The sequence below is a fragment of the Lactococcus formosensis genome (assembly GCF_037892375.1).
GTDB lineage: Bacteria > Bacillota > Bacilli > Lactobacillales > Streptococcaceae > Lactococcus > Lactococcus formosensis.
Genome location: NZ_CP141721.1, coordinates 645887 through 662915, shown reverse-complemented (window position 1 = coordinate 662915; position 17029 = coordinate 645887). Strand labels below are relative to the sequence as shown.

General features: G+C 38.5%; 15 protein-coding genes and 2 pseudogenes. 11 read left to right on the top strand and 6 right to left on the bottom strand.

Annotation, left to right across the window (positions count from 1 at the left end):
- Positions 1-2 precede the first annotated feature (2 nt).
- The 4 genes from VNN39_RS03260 to rpmF form a co-directional block, all read right to left on the bottom strand.
- Positions 3-1010, bottom strand: coding sequence for a DNA adenine methylase (locus VNN39_RS03260; RefSeq protein ID WP_338997856.1), 1008 nt, complete (start codon positions 1008-1010; stop codon positions 3-5).
- Positions 1003-2007: a DNA (cytosine-5-)-methyltransferase gene (locus VNN39_RS03255; RefSeq protein WP_338997855.1), complete on the bottom strand. Its 1005-nt coding sequence runs from the start codon at positions 2005-2007 to the stop codon at positions 1003-1005. The genes VNN39_RS03260 and VNN39_RS03255 overlap by 8 nt, the downstream gene beginning before the upstream one ends.
- Positions 2008-2276: 269 nt before the next feature.
- Positions 2277-2426, bottom strand: a complete 150-nt coding sequence (gene rpmG / locus VNN39_RS03250) for a 50S ribosomal protein L33 (protein WP_338997854.1) — start codon at positions 2424-2426, stop codon at positions 2277-2279.
- A gap of 30 nt (positions 2427-2456) precedes the next feature.
- Positions 2457-2630 carry a 50S ribosomal protein L32 gene (rpmF, locus tag VNN39_RS03245; protein WP_003135292.1) on the bottom strand — a complete coding sequence of 58 codons (174 nt, stop codon included), beginning with the start codon at positions 2628-2630 and terminating at the stop codon, positions 2457-2459.
- A gap of 374 nt (positions 2631-3004) precedes the next feature.
- Between rpmF and VNN39_RS03240 the strand changes: the two genes are divergently transcribed.
- Positions 3005-4798: a heavy metal translocating P-type ATPase gene (locus tag VNN39_RS03240; protein WP_165711734.1), complete on the top strand. Its 1794-nt coding sequence runs from the start codon at positions 3005-3007 to the stop codon at positions 4796-4798.
- 11 nt (positions 4799-4809) lie between these two features.
- Here VNN39_RS03240 and VNN39_RS03235 read toward each other — a convergent pair whose 3' ends face one another.
- Together VNN39_RS03235 and VNN39_RS03230 are read right to left on the bottom strand one after the other, a co-directional pair.
- Positions 4810-6078, bottom strand: a complete 1269-nt coding sequence (locus tag VNN39_RS03235) for a replication-associated recombination protein A (RefSeq protein ID WP_270264623.1) — start codon at positions 6076-6078, stop codon at positions 4810-4812.
- Between the two features lie 22 nt (positions 6079-6100).
- The gene (locus VNN39_RS03230) at positions 6101-6574 is read right to left on the bottom strand and encodes a GNAT family N-acetyltransferase (protein WP_096368856.1); all 474 of its coding nucleotides are present in this window, start codon (positions 6572-6574) and stop codon (positions 6101-6103) included.
- Between the two features lie 137 nt (positions 6575-6711).
- On the opposite strand from VNN39_RS03230, the gene VNN39_RS03225 reads away from it, so the two are divergent.
- The 10 genes and pseudogenes from VNN39_RS03225 to VNN39_RS03185 all read left to right on the top strand — a co-directional run bounded on the left by VNN39_RS03225 (position 6712) and on the right by VNN39_RS03185 (position 16932).
- Positions 6712-7176 (top strand): DUF3013 family protein, encoded by a 465-nt coding sequence (locus VNN39_RS03225; protein ID WP_338997853.1) that lies wholly within the window; start codon positions 6712-6714, stop codon positions 7174-7176.
- 24 nt (positions 7177-7200) lie between these two features.
- Positions 7201-8154, top strand: a complete 954-nt coding sequence (prmA, locus tag VNN39_RS03220) for a 50S ribosomal protein L11 methyltransferase (RefSeq protein ID WP_338997852.1) — start codon at positions 7201-7203, stop codon at positions 8152-8154.
- A 3-nt stretch (positions 8155-8157) separates the two neighbouring features.
- Positions 8158-8913, top strand: a complete 756-nt coding sequence (locus VNN39_RS03215; RefSeq protein WP_338997851.1) for a 16S rRNA (uracil(1498)-N(3))-methyltransferase — start codon at positions 8158-8160, stop codon at positions 8911-8913.
- A 125-nt stretch (positions 8914-9038) separates the two neighbouring features.
- Positions 9039-11264 (top strand): RelA/SpoT family protein, encoded by a 2226-nt coding sequence (locus tag VNN39_RS03210; protein WP_017368681.1) that lies wholly within the window; start codon positions 9039-9041, stop codon positions 11262-11264.
- A 56-nt stretch (positions 11265-11320) separates the two neighbouring features.
- Positions 11321-11770, top strand: coding sequence for a D-aminoacyl-tRNA deacylase (gene dtd / locus VNN39_RS03205; RefSeq protein ID WP_338997850.1), 450 nt, complete (start codon positions 11321-11323; stop codon positions 11768-11770).
- A 17-nt stretch (positions 11771-11787) separates the two neighbouring features.
- On the top strand, positions 11788-12396 hold the full coding sequence (locus VNN39_RS03200) for an HAD family phosphatase (protein ID WP_338997849.1): 609 nt from the start codon (positions 11788-11790) through the stop codon (positions 12394-12396).
- Positions 12397-12509: 113 nt separating this feature from the next.
- Complete coding sequence (locus tag VNN39_RS03195) at positions 12510-13130, top strand: lysophospholipid acyltransferase family protein (RefSeq protein ID WP_014024120.1); 621 nt, start codon at positions 12510-12512, stop codon at positions 13128-13130.
- A gap of 100 nt (positions 13131-13230) precedes the next feature.
- A pseudogene (gene secA / locus VNN39_RS03190) lies at positions 13231-15622 on the top strand (preprotein translocase subunit SecA); the annotation flags it as partial.
- Positions 15623-15711: 89 nt separating this feature from the next.
- Positions 15712-15804: pseudogene (locus VNN39_RS10090) on the top strand (SEC-C metal-binding domain-containing protein); the annotation flags it as partial.
- A gap of 99 nt (positions 15805-15903) precedes the next feature.
- A complete protein-coding gene (locus tag VNN39_RS03185; RefSeq protein ID WP_165711740.1) occupies positions 15904-16932 on the top strand; it encodes a 3-deoxy-7-phosphoheptulonate synthase in 1029 nt (342 codons plus the stop codon).
- Positions 16933-17029: the final 97 nt, after the last annotated feature.

Sequence of the window (17029 nt, the reverse complement as noted above, 5' to 3'; positions counted from 1 at the left end):
CCTTACTTATAAAATTTTACTATTGCTATCATTTCAATATTCTTATTTTTAGTCGTCTTACCGCTGACTTGATAATTATGTTTTCTTTCTTTGATTTCAACATCTCCGTAGAACCTAAACATATCAACCAAAATTTCAAAAATATTTTGAGATGCAGAGTTTAAGCTTAAAACGAGATATCCAGAATGTACACTTGCCAATTCAACTATTTTTTCAAAATATGATATGAAGTTTACTTGGCTAGTTATATCTACATAATCAATACTTTTGTTAAAAATTTTATCGAATTTTCCGTAAAAAGAATCATAGTTATTCATGGTTCCAGGGTATGGAGGGTCTAAATAAATAATATCAACTTTCTTTGATTTCTTTATTGCTTGTAAAGCATCTAATTGGAAGACCTTATTTTGTTTCCCATTATCAAAGATGGCATTATTGTAACTGTCTAAATCAGATAAGATGTGATTTATAAAAGGTTCATTATGATATGCTCTACGTCGCCCATATTTCTTATAAGAATATTCCTCATCCCTTAGTTTTAATATGTTATTCCAATCAATGTTCATTCTCGAGTAAGGTAATTTACGAATCATTGCTCTTCTGATTAATGATTGAAGCAAAAATCTTTTATATCCTTTTAGATGATTTGAAAAAAATACAAGCTTTGAAAGTTCGTCAACTTCGTTTGGATAGTATAATGTGTTTTCTAACCAAGATAATTGTTCTCGTAAGTTGAAGTCATCAAAATTGGCATACTTCATTATTTCTTCGTTGGAAAGCAAAACATCTTTATTTTCTATTAAAGCTTTGTTTACAACGAAAGAAGCATAAAGTGAATCATTTGAATAAACTTCGTAACCACGTCTTTTTGCTTCAAAGGAGATTGATGAGCCTCCGGCAAAAAGATCCAATACTCGTCCTTGGGCAACTGGGAAATTATCTAAAATCCAAGAAGAAAGCTTTTCTTTATTTCCAATATAATTTATCTTGGGTAATTTGTTATTAAACATTGTCTCCTTTACATGTTTCCAAAGTTTTCTTAACCTCTTCGGCAACAGCTTTAGCTAATTTTGGTGGAACGGCATTTCCAATTTGTTGTTGGATTGATATGCTATTTCCTTCAAATACAAAATCATCTGGAAAAGTTTGCAATCTTGCTAGTTCTCTTGGCGAAAGAGCACGATTTTGTTCATAATGAAAGATTTTTCTCATATCTCCAGTAACTGTTACCGATGGTTTGTCACTTGCATATCGAATATATTTTCGTACATCTCCTGACTTAGGACGAAGCTCATCTGGGATGTCGTTTCGGTCTCCACCATCTTTAACATAGGACATTTTTTTTAGCATTTGCTCTGAGTGATTCATTGCAAAGTGGTTTGGTATGTCTGAACTCTGACCATTTTTGAGAGGGGGGAGGTCGTCAATTGTGTTTTTAACGGTCGGCGTATTTCCTTGATTCTTTGGGTAATGGAATATACCACTTTTTGTACCGACAACAAAAATACGTTGTCTCTTTTGTGGAACACCATAATTTGCTGCTTGCAAAACTTCGGCTTTCACATCATATCCTAAATTTTCAAACTCTGTCATGATTTCCTTTATGGTGCGGCCTTTATTATGTGTTGCAAGCCTTGCTACATTTTCCATTATAAACATCTTGGGCTGAATTACATCAACAAATCTTACAAACTCTTTGAATAGCTTATTTCTTTCATCATCAACAAAGCGACGGCCAATATTACCAGCAATACTGAACCCCTGGCATGGAGGCCCTCCTACGATAACATCTACAATGTTATTATTTTGGAATTCTCTAATTTTAGTGTCGGAGATTTCTTTGATATCTCCTTCAATTAAGGTATGATGAGGGAAATTTCTTCTATAAGTTTCAGCAGCTTGATGATTAAATTCCACAGAAAATAAATTCTCGAAACCCGCTTGTTCAAATCCTAAAGATAGACCTCCTGAACCAGAAAAAAGGTCAATTATTTTATATTTACTCATGGGACTGTCCTAACCTTACTTCTATTATTATAATGACTACTATTATAGCATATTGATTACATGCTTAGTTAATGTAGTATTCTTGACTGAAATGCAAATCGTCTGCAAAAAAACAGCGAAAAAAATCGCTGAGTCTTATCTAATCTGGTTTATTTTCAGTGTTTTCCTAAAGAGGAAATGTAGTTATCCTATTGATTTTTAATGCAACATATCACATTTTACAAAACCAAAATTGCTTAACTACAATGTTTTGATGTGTACTGAAACCCTTATTTTACTTCTTTAAAAATAACGTGTTTACGAAGTTTTGGAGAGTATTTTTTCAATTCCAAACGGTCTGGGTTGTTACGTTTGTTCTTTTGAGTAAGGTAAAGACGTTTACCAGATTCTTTGTGTTCAAGTGTAATATTTACGCGCATAACTGTTCCTTTCTGACTTTTTTACTGTTTTTATTTAGCGTCTTTTACTTGGCGGCCTTTGTAGTAGCCTTTAAGTGAAACACGGTGTGAGTGACGGTAGTCACCAGTAGTTTCGTCAAAAGTAACAGTTGGAGCTGTCATTTTGTAGTGTGTACGACGTTTGTTTTTCTTAGATTTAGAAGTGTGACGTGCAGGTACTGCCATGGTTTGATTCCTCCGTAGATTTTTTCGTTTTGGATAAGCCCAAAAACGTACTTTACTATAATACACTAATCTTTTTCAAAAAGCAAGCTTTGTAAAGTATTTTTACTTGACGTTTTTTTAAGGTGACTATTGGTTGAAAAAGTTCTAGAGATAAAGTGACAAAGACTTTTGACAGTTGTCTGGTTGGGAATATTCCCTGTTTTTTGCTAATATATAGTTAAGAATGTTGTAACTTATAAAATAAAAGCTCAGTTCTTCGGAATCAAAGTGCGACAAGGATTATTTTTCTATCCCGGGCAAATCAGTGTTCGATGAAAACTATTTTGAGTCAAACAGGGCAAAGTTTCAGGAAATTTATTTTATAAGGAGAAAACATGAAAAACTGGCAAAAACTTGTTTTAGTATTTTTCATAGCAGCTGCGTCTCTTTTGGCTCAGTTTGCTTTTAATGCACCTTTGGTAGCACGTTTTATCATCACTGTTGCAGGTGGTATTTTAGCACTGTCCATGTTTATTGAGATGGTTAAAACACTACGTAAAGGAAATTATGGTGTTGACTTACTCGCAATTACTGCGATCATTGCGACACTACTGGTAGGAGAATATTGGGCCTCATTAATCATTATCTTAATGTTGGTTGGAGGTGAAACGCTTGAGGATTACGCAGCGGGACGGGCCAATCGTGAATTGTCTGCCCTGTTGCAGAAAACACCAGATATTGCCCATGTCATGCAAGAGGGCAAAGTCGTCGACATGGATTTAGATGATGTTGAGATAGGGGCACATCTCTTGATTAAGCCTATGGAAGTTGTACCTATCGATGGGGTTCTCCTTTCAGAAGCAGCTATTCTGGATGAATCCTCTGTCACGGGTGAAACTAAACCGAATGAGTTACAACAGGGGGATGAAATTCTTTCAGGTGCAATTAACGGCAGCTCCAGTATCGAAATCCGCACAAGTGTTGCAGCAAGTGAATCCCAATTTCAAAAAATCGTTGCTCTTGTTCGTGAAGCAGAGGCAACGCCGGCAAATTTTGTACGTTTAGCAGATCGTTACGCTGTGCCATTTACGATTATGGCCTACATCATTGCAGCTGTGGCTTACTTTATCTCTGGTGACCCTGTCCGTATTGCAGAAGTATTGGTGGTCGCAAGTCCTTGTCCTTTGATTTTGGCTGCGCCCATTGCTTTTGTCTCAGGAATGAGTCGTTCCTCAAAAAATGGTTTTTTAATTAAAAATGGAACCATCATTGAAAAACTTGCAACAGCCAAGGCAATTTTCTTTGATAAAACGGGAACAATTACCGATGGTAAAATCGAAGTAGATGCCATTGTTCCAGCAGAAGGAATATCGCAAGAAGAGTTACTCAATATTGTTTACACCATCGAAAAATCTTCCACTCACATCTTGGCCAAGGCTGTTTCAAGCTATGCAGAGTCACATAATGTCCAAAGTCTTGCATTAGAAAGCCTGAGTGAGGTTGCAGGGTTAGGTGTGACCGGGCAAATCAATGGTCAATTGATTAAAATTGGACGTGCAAGTTTTGTGGGCGCACCCGAGGGGTTAGATTTTGAAACAGCTTTTTATGTGTCACGTGATAGCCAATACATCGGTGCAGTAACCTTCTCAGATACTTTACGTGCCAATGCTCCTGCTGTGATTAAAGATTTACGTCAAGCAGGTTTTGAGAGTATTACGATGCTGACGGGAGATAATGCTCGTGTTGCCGATAAAATTGCAGCACAAGTAGGGATTACCGAGGTTTACAGTAGTATGTTACCAGAAGAAAAGCTTGCCAAAATACAAGCTTCAACTATTCATCCAACGATTATGGTTGGTGACGGTGTCAATGATGCCCCAGCTTTAACGCTTGCGGATGTTGGGATTTCTATTGGAACAGGAAACAATACCGTTGCTAGTGAAGCGGCTGATATTGTGCTCTTGAAAAATGATTTGTCCTCTGTGACAAAAGCAGTTCATATTAGTCGTGATACATTAACCATTGCGAAACAATCGGTTTTGATTGGGATTATCATTTGTGTTATCTTGATGTTAATTGCTGCCACAGGACTTATCCCAGCAATTATCGGTGCTCTTTTCCAAGAGGTTATCGATGTTGTTTCGATTCTTTATGCTCTAAGAGCCTTGAAGGGATTTAAGAATAAGTAATAAAAAAATCGTCAGTTTTGACGATTTTTCTTTTGGTTTTCGATCCATTTCTTACGTTCATTTAAGGCCCATTCGTATTTGCCCATCTTATCAGGGTGGAAGTAATCCGCTTTTCGCAGTTTATCGGGAAGATACTCCTGCTTTACCCAATGTTCTGGGAAATTATGGGGGTACTTATAACCCTCGCTTCGCCCAAGATCCTTAGCTCCTGCATAGTGCCCGTCTTGTAAGTGCGAAGGAATGGGGAGATTTCCGTATTTTCCTAAATCTCCTATTGCCGCATCCAGTGCCATATAAGCGGCATTGGACTTGGGGGAGAGGGCAAGGTCAATAACGATATTTGCTAGCGGTATTCTTGCCTCAGGGAATCCTAGTTTTTCTGCAGCTTGTAAACCTAACATTGTATGAACAGCGGCTTCTGGATTTGCAAGACCTATGTCTTCATAAGCCATTACTGTCAATCTTCGTGCCAGACTTTGAAGGTCTCCGCCTTCAATTAGGCGCGCAGCATAGTGTAAACTTGCGTTTACATCAGATCCACGGATTGATTTTTGTAAGGCGCTAAGCAAGTCATAATGAGCATCACCATCTTTATCAAAACTTAGTGCTTTACGTTGAAGTGAGTTTTCCATATCTTCCAGAGTTACATGATGGTTTTCAGAAGATAAGACAGCAAGTTCTAAAGCGTTGTAAACCGCGCGTAAATCACCGTTGGTTGAGTGTGTGAGGAAGTAAAGCGCGTCATCATCAAGAGTAACAGGGAAGTTAAAACCTCGTTCCGTATCTTCAAGCGCAAGGTTTACAGCGTCCTGTAAATCATCACTTTCCAGAGGCTTTAACTCAAAAATCTGTACACGACTACGGATGGCAGGCACAACACTAAAATAAGGATTTTCCGTAGTAGCGCCAATTAAGATAATTTGACCATTTTCTAACAGAGGCAGGAGAAAATCTTGCTTAGGTTTATCCAGACGATGAATCTCATCCAAGAGAAGGACCAGTTGTCCAGAAAATTCCGCCTCAGCGGCAATCTCTTGTAGTTTTTTCTTGCTGTCTGTTGTCGCATTAAAACTACGGAAAGCGGCATTCATCGTACCAGCGATAGCAGAGGCAATGGAAGTTTTACCAATTCCCGGGGGACCGTAAAGAATCATGGAAGTCAAAAGTTTTGTTTCGACCATCCGGCGAATGATTTTTTTAGGGCCAACAAGATGAGATTGCCCAATAATCTCGTCAATATTACGCGGTCGCATGCGGCGAGCTAAATTTTGATGTGTCATATAAAGCGGTTCTCCTTACTACCTAGAGATAATAGGCGTAAATTAAGCTGTCAACATAGGCACCATCAATGAAATACTCTTTTTTAAGTCGCCCTTCAAGTTGAAATCCTAGACGCTCGTAGAGAGCTATTGCTGTAGGGTTGCTTGACATTGCATTGATGGTAATCTTTTCATATTTTTCGGTACGTGCTTCGTGAATAAGATGTTGGATAAGCTGAGTCGCAACACCTTTTCCTCTTGCTTCTTTTACAGTCATTACACCGAAAGTAATTACATGTGCACCAAATTCAGACTTATTGCGGGGACCGTAATCTAAAACACCCAGAATAACACCCTCTTCTTCCGCAAGAAGATAACGTGTTCCCTTCAATATTTTTTCCATTATTTTCTCAGCAGAGCTGTTGATGACAAAGGGTGTGGATTTTAAAGTCCAGTTTTGATTTTCGATTTTAGCCACATAAGCGAAATCATGGGGTTCGATAGGTCTGATTTTCATATATTTCTCTCTAGAGATAATTTTTATTTCTGTTATAATTATAACAGAAAAGTATTACGACGTTTAAACTCCCAATTGCTATTTTAATTCGAAGTATTGGAGAGGAAATTGCTTGTAACAGAAAAAAGAGGTAGAAAATGGCAAAGTACGGTTTTTTGGATATTTTAGATGAAGAATTGAGCAAGAATTTCAGTTATGATTTTGAGATAAATTGGGATAAAAGAAATTTCGCTGTCGAAGTTAGCTTCCTTTTGGAAGCTGCAAATCCAGAAGGCGTTGTTCTTTCGGATGCAGATGGTGTCGAGTCAGAAGAAAATGTACTTTATGAAGATGCTGTGATTTTTTATAATCCGAACAAGTCGAGGTTTTCAGAAGAAGACTATTTAGCAGGTGTGGCGTATTCAGATAAGGGATTATCTCGTGAATATATTGCTTACTTTGTTGAGTTCTTACAAGAAACAGCGGATGAAGGTTTAGATGCTTTGATAGATTTCTTAAATTCCGATGAAGAAGAATTTATGCTTGAATTTGATCAAGAAAAATTTGAAAATGGTTTGGAAAATCTTGAGGAGACAACTTTTTTCAAGTATCCTCGTTATTAATATAAGGAAGAGAATAGCAATAATATGAATAATTGGAACAGTATCACCGTACGCATCATTCGTGCAGCGGAAGAAGCAATCAGTAATATTTTAGTTGAAGCAGGATCAGCAGGGGTTGAAATTAACGACAGTGCAGATTATCTTAATCACAAGGACCTTTTCGGAGAAGTGCTTCCTCAGGTAGAACAGTCAGAAATGGTGGAAGTGACTGCTTATTATCCGGAAAATATGCCAATTACTGAGCTAAAGTCAGATATTGAACAAAAGATAAATGCTTTAGCAGGAAGCTTTGATGTGACCAAGGTTGAAGTACGTACAAATAATCTTGCAGAACAAGATTGGGCAGATGCTTGGAAAAAGTATTTTGAACCAGCTCGCATTACTCATGATTTGACGATTGTCCCAAGTTGGACAGATTATACGCCACAATCTTCAGCGGAGAAGCTGATTCGCCTTGATCCAGGGATGGCTTTTGGTACAGGAACGCACCCAACAACAAAAATGAGTCTTTATGCTCTAGAACAAATCATTCGCGGTGGCGAAACGGTCTTGGATGTAGGCACAGGTTCTGGTGTGCTCTCTGTAGCTAGCGCTTATCTTGGCGCAAGTGAAATTCATGCCTATGATATTGATGAAGTTGCTGTGCGTGTAGCACGTGAAAACATCGAGCTTAATCCAAATACGGATAAAATTTCAATTTCAGCCAATAATTTATTGGAGGGTATCGAGCAACAAGCAGAAGTTATCGTAGCAAATATCTTGGCTGATATTCTTGTACTTATGACTGACGACGCTTTCCGTCTCGTCAAAGATGAAGGTTATTTGATTATGAGTGGTATCATCGCTGATAAGGCAGATAAAGTTATTGCATCCGCAGAAAATGCTGGTTTCTTCCTTGAAACACGTATGACTCAAGGTGAATGGAACTGTGTGATTTTCAAAAAGACAGAGAACCGTGAAGGGGTAATTGGCGGTTAAGTTATGGCGAATCAATATTTTGTGTTCAAAAAGCAACCTGAAGTTGGTGATGTTTTTACCATTGACGATAAGGCAGCTGCTCATCACATTTTTACAGTAATGCGGATGAATGCGGGACAGAAGCTACAGCTGGTTTTTGAAGAGGGGAAAGTGGGCCTTGCCGAAGTTGTTTCTAGCGAGCTATGTACAGTACGTTTATTAGAGGTACTGGATGTGCAAACGGAACTCCCAGTTTACATTACTGTAGCACTTGGTTTCCCTAAAGGCGATAAATTAGAATTTATCAGTGAGAAGGCAACGGAACTTGGGGCAAGTGCAATCTGGGCTGCGCCCTTCAAATGGTCTGTGGCCAAATGGGACAGCAAAAAGCTTGCTAAAAAGAAGGAAAAATTAGATAAAATTGTATTAGGCGCTGCAGAACAATCTCGCCGTCAAATATTGCCAGAAGTCCGTTTTTTTGCAAAGCTAGCTGAACTGGTTGTTACATTTTCTCAATTTGATCAAGTCTTAATTGCTTATGAAGAATCTGCTAAAGCAGGGGAGCAAGCGAAGTTGGCTCAAAGTATGGCGAGTTTAAAACCAGGTCAAAAAGTTTTGGTGCTTTTTGGTCCAGAAGGCGGCATTGCACCAGAAGAAATTACTCTATTTGAGAAGGCGGGCGCAAAGATTGTCGGGCTCGGGCCACGTATTATGCGTGCAGAAACAGCACCACTATATGCCTTATCTGCCTTTTCGACTTATTTTGACTTGTTAAAATAAACCGAACAAAGAGATAAAAAACTCGCGATTTAAGGACAAAAAGGATAAATTAATAGGCAGAAATGTGATAGAATAGTAAAAATATATCAAGGAGGAAAGTGGAGCTACTTCACAGGAAATAAAACATGCCCTCAGAACCAAATCTTACCGGAGATCAAGTGGTTAAACTTGCCTCCGCATACATGAACGAAAAAGATATCTTGCTAGTGCGTAAAGCTTTACAGTGTGCTTCGATAGCTCATGCTGAGCAATATCGTGCAAGTGGAGAACCTTACATTATCCATCCCATCCAAGTGGCAGGGATTTTAGCGAAATTACAGCTTGATGCAGCAACTGTATCAGCAGGTTTTTTGCATGATGTTGTGGAAGACACTAACTTTATACAGTCAGACTTGGTGGAGCTTTTTGGTGAAGAGATTGCGAATATTGTAGACGGAGTAACGAAGCTTGGTAAGGTGGAATACAAATCGCATGAAGAGCAACTTGCGGAAAATCACCGTAAGATGTTAATGGCTATGAGCAAGGATATTCGAGTTATCTTGGTCAAACTTGCCGACCGTCTTCATAATATGCGCACCCTCAAAAACCTCCGACCAGACAAACAAAAACGTATTTCAAGTGAGACTATGGCGATTTATGCGCCACTTGCACATCGTTTGGGTATTGGAAGCATTAAATGGGAACTTGAAGATCTCTCTTTCCGTTATCTTAATGAAACAGAGTTCTATCGTATCCGCGGCTTAATGAACGAAAAACGCGCAGCGCGTGAAAATTTAGTTGAAGAAGTGATTGAGAAGCTAAATGAGCGTATGAAAGATGCACAAGTTGACGCTGAAATCTATGGGCGACCAAAACATATCTATTCTATTTATCGTAAAATGCACGATAAGAAAAAGCGCTTTGATGAAATTTATGACCTTATTGCCATTCGCTGTTTGACAAACTCGACAAGCGACGTTTACACGACACTAGGGTATATCCATGATTTATGGAAGCCGATGCCCGGGCGTTTCAAGGACTATATTGCTAATCCTAAAGCCAATGGTTACCAGTCGGTTCACACCACGGTTTACGGTCCTAAAGGGCCAATGGAATTCCAAATCAGAACCCATGAAATGCATCAGATCGCGGAGTACGGGGTCGCAGCACACTGGGCTTACAAGCAAGGACGTAAAGCGAAAGTTGACGTTCATGAGATTTCGGAAACACTAAACTGGATTAACGAATTGGTGGAACTTCAAGAGCAATCAGGTGACTCCGCAGAAGAATTTGTAAAAGCTGTTCAGGAAGATATTCTTGGCGACAAAATTTATGTATTTACACCAACAGGAGCAGTTCAAGAATTGCCAGCTGGCTCTGGCCCTATTGACTTTGCATATGCTATCCATACGCAAGTTGGGGATCATGCGACAGGTGCGAAAATTAACGAGCGGATGCAACCGCTGAATTATGTTCTGAAAACAGGTGATAAAGTAGAAATCATTACTTCCAAAACTTCATTTGGACCAAGTCGTGATTGGATTAAGCTCGTTAAGACCAATAAAGCCCGCAATAAGATTAAACAATTTTTCAAGAGTCAAGATAAGGAACTCTCTATCCATAAAGGGCGTGAAATGCTGCAAACTGAACTTGCAGAGAATGGTTTCACACCGAACCAATATTTGGATAAAAAGCATCTGGACGAAGTGCTTGAAAAACTAAGTTATCGTGACAGTGAAGCCTTATTTGCTGCAGTTGGTTTTGGTGAAATATCAGCAACTTCTGTATTTAATCGTTTGACAGAAACTGAACGCCGTAAAGTTGAGAAAGAAAAGCTGAAAGCAGAATCTGAGCAACTGATGAAGGGCGAAGTCAAACGCGAGAATAAAAATAAGAATGTCATGAAAATTCGCCATGATGGTGGTGTAAGTGTTTCTGGTGTAGACAGTATGCTGGTGCATATCAGTAAATGTTGTAATCCTGTACCAGGAGATAAGATTGTTGGCTATATCACTAAAGGTCGAGGGGTTTCTATCCATCGTGCAGACTGTAAAAATGTTCGTAGCCAAGAGGATTATGAAAAACGTCTGATTGATGTAGAATGGGATGATTCACAACACCTTACTAAAGAGTATGTAGCGAATATTCATGTGTATGCTTTTAATCGTCCGAATCTTCTTAATGATATTGTTCAGGTGTTATCTAATACAACAAAAAGTTTGATTTCAATAAATGCTCATCCAACGAAGGATAAAAAAATGGCCAATATCCATCTTTCGATTGGAATAAAAAATCTATCTGATTTGACTTTGATTGTTGATAAGATTAAAATGACGCCTGATGTCTATAGTGTTAAACGGACTAATGGTTGAGATAAAAATAACAGAAAAACTATCCAAAAGGATAGTTTTTTTGTTAAAATTAAATTATGAAAATAGTAATCCAAAGAGTTAAAGAAGCTTCAGTAAAAATTGAAAATAAAATCAGAAATCAAATCACATCTGGCCTATTACTTCTCGTTGCAGTAGAAGATGCAGATACAGATTTTGACTTAGATTATGCTGTACGCAAAATCAGTAAAATGCGTATTTTTTCCGATGAAAATGGCAAGATGAACCTATCTGTACAGGATATCTCAAGCGAAGTACTTTCTATTTCTCAGTTTACACTGTATGCCGATATTCGCAAAGGAACACGCCCAAGCTTTTCGCAAGCCGGGAATCCAGCATATGCAGAAGCGATGTATCTTAAATTTAATGAAAAGCTTAACCAGATTGTCCCGACTAAAGCAGGGGAATTTGGTGCTGATATGGAAATTGCTTTAATTAATGATGGACCGGTAACAATAATTGTAGATACAAAAAATGCACGAAAGTAGAAAGCAGAGGAAGGACGATGACAGTAAGAAACATCATTTTCGATCTGGGTGGTGTGATTCTTGATCTGGATTTTGAAAGGATGACGCATCAATTCCACAAACTGGGTATTCCGGATTTTGAAGATTATTTCACCTTGAAAAAACAAGCGGATTTTTTCGAAGATTTGGAGTTGGGACTCATTACACCAGAAGGATTTTGTGACCGTCTTCGTAAAGAAGCAAAAATCGATGTAGAGAATGAGGTGATAGAAAAAGCTTGGAATCTTATTTTGAAAGATTTCAGTTCAGAGCGGATGGAATATCTGGAAAGAATTTCTGAAAAATATAACATTTTTCTCTTTTCAAATACTAACAGTATCCATGCAAAATATTTTGAAAAAAGATGCGTAGAGCAAACAGGAAGAACTTTAGATTCTTACTTTGAACAGGTGTTTTATTCACATGATTTACACCTTAGAAAACCTGATGAAGCAGCTTTTGTTGAGGTTTTGAAGCGCTCTGGTTTACAGGCGGTGGAAACTTTGTTTATAGATGATAATGCAGCCAATATAGCTGGTGCACACAAGGTTGGCCTCCAAACAATCCATCTTCAAAAACCTCAAACTCTTCTTGAGTTAGAAATTTAATAACTTCAAAATAAAACTCCAAAGGGAGTTTTTTTGTTTTTCTGACTAGCCAAATCGAACTAAATAGTATAAAATTTATAAAGCTAAATATTTTTAGGAGTATTCTATCAGTTATGTTTTATATATTTTTACGCGGTTTAGTTCGCTTTTTACTTTTCATATTTAATGGTAAGGCCACATACCACCATACGGAACGAATTCCAGATAAGTCGGAGAACTATATCTTAGTAGCGCCACATCGCATGATTCTTGATCCTGTTTATATGGCTTTTGCGACTCGTCCAAAACAGTTCATCTTTATGGCAAAGAAAGAACTCTTCAAAAACCCTTTCTTTGCTTGGTGGATTAAAAAATGTGGAGCTTTCCCAGTCGATCGTGAAAATCCTGGACGTGAAGTCATTCAGTATCCAGTGAAGATGCTAAAAAAATCAGATAAATCTCTCATCATGTTTCCAACAGGATCACGTCACTCCAACGAACTCAAAGGTGGTGTTACGATTATCGCTAAAATGGCTAAGGTTCGGATTGTTCCTGCTGTTTATCAAGGGCCTTTATCTATGAAAGGTATTTTTAAGCGTGAGAAAGTACAATTGAATTTTGGAGAGCCTATTGATATCTCAGATATAAAAAAAGCAAATGCTGAAGGTATTGAAGAAGTAAATCGTCGTTTGGAAGCGGCATTTACTCAACTTGATAAGGAAATTGACCCAAATTACAAATATGTTGCTAAATAATACAGTTATATTTATATTTTTTGGGGTAACTATTGGAAAAAACCTTTAAAAATGCTAAAATTAAGGTAATATCCCTTAATGGATGATAAACGGAGAATACATGGCAAATATTATTAAAAAATTAGTAGAAAACGACAAAAAAGAGCTAAAAAGATTAGATAAAATGGCTCAAAAAGTCGAAGCATACGAAGAAGAAATGGCTGCTCTAGCAGATGAGCAACTGCAGGCAAAAACGGAAGAATTTAGAGAACGTGCAGCTGCAGGCGAGAGTCTCGATGATATGTTGTACGAAGTTTTTGCTGTCTGCCGTGAAGCAGCAAAACGTGTCCTTGGTCTTTTTCCTTTCCACGTGCAAATTATGGGGGGGATTGTTCTCCACAATGGTGACGTTCCGGAGATGCGTACTGGTGAAGGTAAAACTCTGACAGCTACTATGCCAGTTTATTTAAATGCGATTTCTGGCAAAGGTGTACACGTGGTTACAGTCAATGAGTATTTGACAACACGTGACGCAACAGAAATGGGTGAATTATACAACTGGCTCGGTTTGACTGTTGGACTTAACCTTAACTCTAAATCACCAGAAGAAAAACGTGAAGCTTATAACTGCGACATTACTTATTCAACATCAGCTGAGCTTGGTTTTGATTACTTGCGTGACAACATGGTCACCCGTTATGAAGATATGGTACAGCGTCCGCTTAACTACGCGCTTGTCGATGAGGTTGATTCGATCTTGATTGACGAAGCACGTACACCATTGATTATTTCAGGTCAAGCAGAAGGATCTTCTGCGCTTTATTATCGCGCAGATCAGTTTGCTAAAACTTTGCTTGGTCGTGAAGATTACGAAGAAGGTGATGATTATAAGATTGACTTGCAATCTAAAACTATTTCACTCACAGATGAGGGGATAGATAAAGCAGAACGTTTCTTTGATATTGAAAATCTTTATGACATGGAAAATGTTGCCTTGACTCACTTTGTGGACAATGCACTCCGTGCCAACTATATCATGCTTCATGATATTGATTATATGGTTGATGACCAACAAGAAGTCTTGATTATCGACCAGTTTACAGGTCGGACAATGCCTGGCCGTCGCTATTCGGATGGTTTACACCAAGCGATTGAAGCCAAAGAAGGTGTGCCGATTCAAGACGAATCTAAAACGATGGCTTCAATCACGATTCAAAACTATTTCCGTATGTACAAAAAATTGTCAGGGATGACAGGTACAGCGAAGACGGAAGAAGAAGAATTCCGTGAAATTTATAATATTCAAATTATCCCGATACCAACGAACCGTCCGATTCGCCGTGTGGACCATCCAGACCTGCTTTACCCAACACTTGAAGCAAAACTGAATGCTGTCTTGGACGACGTGAAGAAACGTCATGCTGAGGGACAACCTATCTTGATTGGTACGGTTGCTGTTGAAACTTCTGAGATTATTTCGAAAAAATTGGTCGCAGCTAAAATTCCGCATGAAGTTTTGAATGCGAAAAATCACTTCCGTGAAGCACAGATCATTATGAATGCTGGTCAACAAGGTGCCGTAACCATTGCAACCAACATGGCTGGTCGGGGTACCGACATTAAGCTTGGCCCTGGTGTTAAAGAGCATCCAAATCCAGAATATCAAGGTCTCGCAGTAATTGGTACTGAACGTCATGAAAGCCGTCGTATTGATAATCAGCTCCGTGGACGTTCTGGACGTCAAGGGGATGCTGGTGTTTCTCAATTTTATCTATCGCTTGAAGATGACTTAATGAAACGTTTTGGTTCTGAACGTGTTTCTGCTTTCCTTGATCGTATGCGTATCAGTGGTGATGATGCAGTTATCAAATCTGGTTTGATTACACGTCAGATTGAAGGCTCACAAAAACGTGTCGAAGGAAATAACTACGATTCGCGTAAACAAGTTTTGCAATATGATGATGTCATTCGTGAACAACGTGAAGTTATCTATGCGCAACGTCATGAAGTAATCGTAGCGACAGAAGACATGACCCCTGCTTTGTACGGTATGTTTAAACGTACAATTGATCGCCAAGTTGATGGACATGCAGCAACAGGTGATTTGCAGGAAGAAGCAAATCTACTCAATCTTTATGAAACTGTTGAAAACACTATGCTCTCAGCAGATATCTTTAACGTCGATGATCTTCGTGGTAAAAGCCCACAAGAAATTAAGGATTTTCTTTTTGAAAAAGTTAAAGAACATTATGCAACACAAATGGGACGCTTGGGTAATAAAGAGCGCCAGATTGACTTCCAACGTGCTGTTATCCTTCGTGTGGTAGATAACAATTGGTCAGAACATATTGATCACCTGGATCAAATGCGTCAGTCTGTGGGCTTACGTGGTTATGCACAAAATAATCCGATTGTTGAATATCAAGAAGAATCACATAAGATGTTTAACAACATGATCGGGGCAATTGAGTTTGAAGTAACTCGTTTGATGATGAAAGCTCAAATTCATCCGCAAACTGCTATTCAAGAACAAGCACCGCGTGTAACTGTAACGGCTTCACAAGAAAACTTGACAAATGTGGGACAAGCTTCTGCAGAAGGTATTGATTTCAGTAAAGTTGGTCGTAATGATATGTGTCCATGTGGTTCAGGTAAAAAATATAAGAACTGTCATGGTCGCGTTCACACAGCTTAGATAAAAAAGTGATAAAATAGATGAAACACCCTAACTTAGGGTGTTTCATTTTTCTAAGTTGATAAATACAAAAGATATCAATAAATTGAAAGGAGAGAGATGTCTTTCAAAATAATAAGTCCAGAAATAAATGTTGACGCAGTCAAAATGCTGGGCCACCTTGATAGTAAACAACATCAGCGAAAAGAAGCAAGAGACAGAGAATTAGAAGCAATTATCAAAGGGGAAGATTCCCGACTTTTGTTAATTATTGGTCCTTGCTCCTCGGACAATGAAGCAGCTGTTCTGGAGTATGCACATCGTTTGGCTAAGCTCCAAGAAAAAGTAAAAGACAAGATTTTCATGGTAATGCGTGTCTATACAGCGAAACCACGAACAAACGGAGAAGGTTACAAAGGAATTATTCATCAACCAGATGCATCAGGTGAAGCTGATCTTATCAACGGTATTCGCATGGTACGTGATCTCCACTATAAGGTTATTACAGAAACAGGATTGACTACCGCTGATGAAATGCTTTACCCAGAAAATCTACCCTTAGTCGATGATCTGGTCTCTTACTATGCAGTTGGTGCGCGCTCGGTGGAAAACCAGCAACATCGCTTCGTGGCATCGGGGATTGATGCGCCAACGGGAATGAAAAACCCAACTTCAGGTAATATCAAAGTCATGCTAAATGGTATTTACGCGGCGCAGCAAGAACAAGACTTCCTCTTTGGTCGTGCAGAAGTGCAAACTGCAGGAAATCCTTTGGCACATGCCATTTTACGTGGTGGGCAGGATGAGCATGGTAAAAATCTTCCCAATTACTATACGGATAATTTGCAGGAAGTTATTGAAAATTACGAAAAAATGGGACTGAAGAACCCCTTTATCATTGTGGATACCAATCACGATAACTCGGGTAAAAAATATATGGAGCAAATTCGAATTGTACGACAAACTTTAGTTAATCGTGATTGGGATGAAAAAATTCGACGTTATGTACGTGGCTTTATGATTGAGTCGTATTTAGAAGATGGACGTCAAGACCAACCGGAAGTGTTTGGAAAATCAATCACGGATGCTTGTCTTGGTTGGGAGAAAACAGAGGCCTTGATTCAGGAGATTTATCAAGCGGAAATATAATAATTTCAGAGGATAAATAAAAAAGCCGAAATGATGAAGATAATTTAATGAAAAAATGATTGCAAACCTTTTCACTTTGTAGTATAATGTTAAAGTA